The organism is Streptomyces cellostaticus, from assembly GCF_023630175.1.
Classification (GTDB): Bacteria; Actinomycetota; Actinomycetes; order Streptomycetales; family Streptomycetaceae; genus Streptomyces; species Streptomyces cellostaticus_A.
The window spans coordinates 244,540-250,606 of the sequence record NZ_JALLIN010000002.1; the positions used below are offsets into that span (position 1 = coordinate 244,540).

A 6,067-nucleotide genomic window follows, 5' to 3' on the forward strand; every position below is an offset into this window, starting at 1 on the left:
TCAGTAGTCCGAAAGGGCCGACGGGCGAGCGGCGTGGACCGGCATCGTGCCGATGTCGTCGGTGGCGGGTGCCGGCATGGTCGTCACGCCGTCGGCGGCGGGTGCCGGCATCGTCGTCACGCCGTCCGCGCCGAGGCGCACTCCTGCCGCCCGGGTGCCGACGAGGTGGTCGCTGCCCGTGTAGGCGCCCTTGGAGAGCCGGACCTTGTCGGCGAGTTCGTGCAGCGCCGACGCGAGCGTGGCGGCGTCGGCCTCCCAGGCCGCGGCGAACGCGTCGAACGCCTCGCCGGCCTCGGGGCCGCCCAGGGCGTCCCGCGAGTAGCACATGGCGGGGGTCACCGCCTTGCGGACGAGGCCCGCGTCGTCGCCCGCCCCGTCCAGTTCCTTCGCCTGCCCGGACATGCCGGACCTGACCGTATAGCCGTCCGAAGACGTGCCCATCAGGCTCCCCCGTTGCGGTAGTTCGTGACCGCGGGGGAGGCTAACACGCGGCAGTCGCACCGCCCCGCCCCGCTTCGACGGCGCGGTGGTGCGGGCGTTCGGGCCCGAGCCGCCTGCGGTGCGCGCGGACCCGGGGAGCGAGCACGCCGTCCTCGCCGCCGGTCCGAGCGGGGACCCCGGCTCCGTGTGGGGAGAGCGTGTGCAGACCCTGTGCACCCAGGTGCACCGGTCTGTGATCGGCGTCTCCCGCTGCTGACGCAACCGCACCGAACAAGGCAAACTGACGGGGTTGTTCGGGATGACAGGTCCTAGGGGGTCGAACGCATGGACGGTGGGCCGCGAGTGCCTGAGCAGCGGCGTCCCGGCTCCGCGGCCGTCGCGGAACCGGCGGCGACGCGTTTCGGGGTGCTCGGTCCGGTGCGGGCCTGGCGCGGCACGCAGCCGCTGAACACCGGCTCACCCCAGCAGCGGGCCCTGCTGGCCGCCCTGCTGCTGCGCGAGGGCCGCACGGCGACGGCGGCGGAACTCATCGACGCGCTCTGGAGCACCGAGCCGCCGTCCCAGGCGCTGGCGGCGGTGCGCACGTACGCCTCCCGGCTCCGCAAGGTGCTCGGCCCCGGGGTGCTGGTGAGCGAGTCGGGCGGTTACGCGGTGCGGGGCCTCGGCGAGGGCGCGCTGGACCTGGCGACGGCGCAGGAGCTGGCGGCGGAGGCGGACAAGGCGCGCGGCACCGGGGACCTGAGGAGCGCGCGGGAGGCACTGGACCGCGCCCTGGCCCTGTGGGACGGCGAGCCGCTGGCCGGCGTCCCGGGGCCGTACGCGGAGGCGCAGCGGGTGCGCCTGGAGGAGTGGCGGCTGCAACTCCTGGAGTCCCGGCTGGACATGGACCTGGAGCAGGGCTGCCACGCCGAGGCGGTCTCGGAGCTGACCGCCCTGACGGCCGCGCACCCGCTGCGTGAACGCCTGCGTGAGCTGCTGATGCTGGCGCTGTACCGCAGCGGCCGCCAGGCGGAGGCCCTCGCCGTGTACGCGGACACCCGCCGGCTGCTCGACGAGGAACTGGGCGTCGAGCCCCGCCCGGGCCTGCGGGAGCTCCAGCAGCGCATCCTCCAGGCGGACCCGGCCCTGGCCGAGCCGTCCGCCCCGGCCGCGGAGCCCGCCCTGGTGGCGGTCCGCCCGGCGCAACTCCCGGCCTCCGTACCCGACTTCACCGGCCGCGCGGCCTTCGTGGACGAGCTGAGCGAGGTGCTGGCGTCGGCGTCCGAGGCGGAGGGCCGGGTGATGGCCGTCTCGGCGCTGGCGGGGATCGGCGGCGTGGGCAAGACGACGCTGGCCGTGCACGTGGCCCACCGGGCGCGTTCCGCCTTCCCGGACGGCCAGTTGTACGTGGACCTGCAGGGCGCCGGTCCGCGCTCCGCCGAGCCGGAGACGGTACTGGGCTCCTTCCTGCGGGCCCTGGGCACGGCGGACTCGGCGATCCCCGACAGCCTGGAGGAACGGGCGGCCCTGTACCGCTCGGTGCTCGACGGCCGCCGTGTCCTGGTCCTGCTGGACAACGCCAAGGACGCGGCCCAGATACGGCCCCTGCTGCCGGGCACGGAGGGCTGCGCGGCGCTCGTCACCTCACGGGTGCGGATGGTGGACCTGGCCGGCGCGCATCTGGTGGACCTGGACGTCATGTCCCCCGACGAGGCCCTTTCCCTCTTCACGAAGATCGTCGGTGCCGAGCGGGTGGCGGCGGAGCGGGAGGCCGCGCTGGACGTGGTCGCGGCGTGCGGCTTCCTGCCGCTGGCGATCCGCATCGCCGCGTCCCGCCTGGCATCGCGCCGCACCTGGACGGTCTCGGTCCTCGCCGCCAAGCTCGCGGACGAGCGGCGCCGTCTGGACGAGCTCCAGGCGGGCGACCTGGCGGTCAAGGCCACGTTCGAGCTGGGCTACGGCCAGCTCGAACCCGCCCAGGCCCGGGCGTTCCGTCTGCTGGGCCTCGCCGACGGTCCCGACATGTCCCTGGCGGCGGCGGCCGCGGTCCTGGACCTCCCCCCGGAGGACACGGAGGACCTGCTGGAGTCCCTGGTCGACACCTCGCTCCTGGAGTCCGCGGCCCCCGGCCGCTACCGCTTCCACGACCTGGTCCGCCTCTACGCCCGGGCCTGCGCGGAACGCGACGAGCATCCGCCGACCGAGCGGGCGGCGGCGATGTCGCGGCTGCTGGACTTCTATCTGGCCACGGCGGCACGGGTGTACGCCATAGAGCGGCCGGGGGACCGGACGGTCGACCACCTCGAGGTGACGGGCTGCCCCGGGCAGGAGTTCGTGGACGACGCACGGGCCCTGGACTGGCTGCACGCCGAAGCGGCCTGCATCCTCGCCTGCGTACAGCAGTCGCTCGCCGCGACGACCCTGCGCAGGGCCGTCGACCTTCTCCTCGCCTCCAAGGACCTGGCCGAGTCAGGGGCGAGCGCGCTGCGCTACGGGGTGGTGACACAGGCCGCCCGCGACGCCGCGGCCGCACTGGGTGACGCCCATGCGGAAGGCCGGGCCCGGACCACGCTCGCCCAGGTACTCAGCCACGCCGGCCGCTTCGAGGAGGCCGGTGCCGAGGCGGAGCGTGCCATCGAGCTCGGCCGCGGTACGGGGGACCCCTGGACCCGTGGCAACGCCCACAACGAGCAGGGCATCATCGCCAACTGCCTGAACCAGCGTGCCGTGAGCGAGAGTCACCTGCTGGAGGCGATCGAGGCCTTCAGGGCCGACCGCAACCGCCCGGGCGAGGCCAGCGCCCTGTGCAACCTGTCGCGTGTCCTGGTCTCCCTGGAACGCGTGTCGAGCGCGATCGGCCTGGTCCGCGAGGGCATCGCCATCTACGACGAACTCGGGCTGACGTTCCGCCTCGCCAACGCCCGCTACGCACTGGGAATCGCGCTCGGACACGACGGACGCCCCGACGAGGCCCTGAAGGAGCTCAGCGCGGCGCTGCACACGTTCACGGTGAACAGGCAGCGCCTCTGGGAGGGCACCACCCACTTCCGCATCGCGCAGGTCCACCTGTCCGCCGGCCTCCCCGCCCGGGCCGCGCAGCACGCCGAGCAGGCGCTGACGACCGGCTGCATAGGTGGCGAGTGGATGCGGGCCAACATCCTCACCCTCCTGGGACACTCGCTGAAGAGCCTGGGGCAGAGCGACCGGGCGAGGGCCTGCTGGCGCGACGCGCTCGCCATCTACGACTGTGCCGGCTCGCCCGAGGCCGACCAGGTGCGGGCGCTGCTCCCGTCGGCCGCCGTGTTGTGACCGCCGCCACTGCCCCGTTCATCGAACGTTTATGAGGGGCTGTCATTCTCTAGTCATCGATCCGTCACAGCGGGGGGAGCGGGCGGATCAGCTGGGGCCCACGGTTAAGGTGAGCGCCCCGGAACGCCCGTTCGACGACCCGCGGGGGAGTTGCCGAGCGGGCGTTCCCATCAGCACTGCCACAGGGGAGTTTCCATGAGCAAGGTCGAAGAGCCCAAGAACACGGACGAGATCACGACCCTCGACAGCCACATGCCCGCGCCGCCGAAGGACGACACCGTCACGACGCTGGACAGCCACATGCCGGCCCCGCCGAAGGACGGCGAGATCACCACGCTGGACAGCCACATGCCGGCCCCGCCGGCGCTGGACCTGAACGGCAAGTAGACCTGCTCCCAGCGGGGGGAACGGCCGCGGCGGCGCGGAGGGGGAGCCGTCGCGGCCGGGGTGTGTCCGGGGCCGTCAGCCCACCGGGCTCGTCCTCGAGGTCCGCCACGCAGTGGCGGACCTCGAGGACGAGCCCGTCGTCGGGGTGTCGGAGGCCGTCGGCCAGTTCCACCCGGGCGCGGGCCGCGCCCTTGGCCGGGACGGTGACCGTCGCGGTGTTGTCGGCGACGGCCGTGCCCCGCTTGCCGTCGAACTCGACCCGTACGGTGAAGTCGCCCCCGACGGTGTTGGGATTGGTGACCTCGACGGTCGCGTACGGGGCCTGCTCCGTCGCGCAGCTCACCAGTTCCGCCTTCGCCGCCCGCGGGGACGGCGCGGGGCCGGGGGTGGCGTGGCTCCCCCCGCCGTACGTGCTGCCGCCGGTGCCGTAGCCGTCGTGGTCGTCGTGGTGAGGACCGGAGTCCGTCTTCCCGACACTCGACGAGGAGTCGTGGTCCTGAGCGGAGCTGCTGCATCCGCCTCCGCCGGAGTGGCTGCGCGCGTGGCCGTGCCGGCCCGTGAAGCCGGTCAGGGCGAGCACCACCAGCGTCGACACCGCCGTGAGCCTGAGAGTGTGACCGCTTCGTCGCATATCGTCACCCTATCGGCCGGCTGTCACGGCCATGTCACCGCACGGCCGCCGCCCCGTACCCGGCGGCGGCCGTCGCGCACGTCACATGGTGCGCGCCGTGCCGGTCCCCTTCTCCGCGTCCAGCGCGTACACGCACCGGTCCTTGCTGCACGCGTACACCACGCCGTCCCGGACGACCGGCGAGCCGGTGATCTCGCCGCCGGTCGCGAGCTTCCAGCGCAGCCGTCCGTCGTCGGACTTGAGGGTGTACAGGAGGTGGTCGCTGGACCCGAAGTGGATGCGGCCCTCGGCGACCACGGGGGTGCCCACGACGTCCCCGCCGGACTGGAAGCGCCACTTGGGGGTGCCGGTGACGGCGTCCAGGGTGTACAGGCCCTTGCCGCTGCCCACGTGCACATGGCCGGCCGCCACCAGGACCGGCTCGACGGAGGAGCGGGCCTCGGTCGCGATGCGCCAGCGGTCGCGGCCGTCGGTGGCGTCCAGGGCGTAGACCGTGCCGAGGTAGTCGGCGAGGTAGACGCCGCCGCCGGTGACGGCGGGGCCGGGCGCGAAGGCGGGCGGGCAGAGGAAGACCGCGGGGGCCTCGAAGTGCCAGCGCACCAGACCGCTCGCCACCTCGACGGCGAGGACCCGGGTACCGGCGGAGACGTACACGTAGCCGTCGGGAGCCGGGGTGACACGGACCGGCACCCCGCCGCAGGAGGCCGCGTCGCCGATCGGGTACGACCAGCGCTCCTCCCCGGTACGGGCCTCCAGGGCGCGCAGCCGGGCGTCCTGCCAGACGTAGACGGTGCCGTCGTGGACGGCCGGGCCGGCCTCGGGGGACTCGAAGTCGGTCTGGCAGCCGCTGATCTCCCACAGCTTCTGTCCGTTCGCCGCCTCCCAGGCCTGGACTCCGCCGCCCCGGGTGCCGGTGACGACCGTGCCGTGGTCGGCCTGCAGGGAGTACACCCAGGCGTCCGTGTTCAGCCGCCACAGGTCGCCGCCCTCGCGGGCGTCCAGCGCGAAAAGGGTGGGTCCGTCGGAGGCGTGGATCCGGCCGTCCGCGACCGCCATGGACCAGGCGACGTCCCGCGTCTTGAAGCGGCGGCGGCCGGTGGCCACGTCCAGGGCGTGCACCTCGAAGGAGGTGACGTAGACCAGCTCGCCGTCCACCGCCGGGGTGCCCCAGACGTCGTTGGACATGCGGAAGCGCCAGGGACGCCAGCCGTTCGCCGCCTCCGGGGGCGCGGCCGGGACGGGCGGCGCGACGGGATCGGCGCCGGCCGCGCCGTGCCGCGGCGGCCGGCCCGTGCTGACCGGCCCGCAGATCGTCACCAC

General features: G+C 74.2%; 5 protein-coding genes. 2 read left to right on the plus strand and 3 right to left on the minus strand.

Translation table 11 applies throughout. From position 1 onward, the window contains the following. Positions 1 to 441: a hypothetical protein gene (locus MXD57_RS02245; RefSeq protein WP_250399529.1), complete on the minus strand. Its 441-nt coding sequence runs from the start codon at positions 439 to 441 to the stop codon at positions 1 to 3. Positions 442 to 765: 324 nt separating this feature from the next. Between MXD57_RS02245 and MXD57_RS02250 the strand changes: the two genes are divergently transcribed. Next, positions 766 to 3,729, plus strand: coding sequence for an AfsR/SARP family transcriptional regulator (locus tag MXD57_RS02250; RefSeq protein WP_250399530.1), 2,964 nt, complete (start codon positions 766 to 768; stop codon positions 3,727 to 3,729). Positions 3,730 to 3,924: 195 nt separating this feature from the next. After that, the gene (locus MXD57_RS02255) at positions 3,925 to 4,116 is read left to right on the plus strand and encodes a sigma-like protein (protein WP_250399531.1); all 192 of its coding nucleotides are present in this window, start codon (positions 3,925 to 3,927) and stop codon (positions 4,114 to 4,116) included. Here MXD57_RS02255 and MXD57_RS02260 read toward each other — a convergent pair. After that, positions 4,058 to 4,747, minus strand: coding sequence for an LEA type 2 family protein (locus MXD57_RS02260; protein ID WP_250399532.1), 690 nt, complete (start codon positions 4,745 to 4,747; stop codon positions 4,058 to 4,060). The genes MXD57_RS02255 and MXD57_RS02260 overlap by 59 nt on opposite strands. 81 nt (positions 4,748 to 4,828) lie before the next feature. Next, positions 4,829 to 6,067: outer membrane protein assembly factor BamB family protein (locus MXD57_RS02265; protein WP_250399533.1), on the minus strand; the 1,239-nt coding region annotated here is incomplete at its 5' end.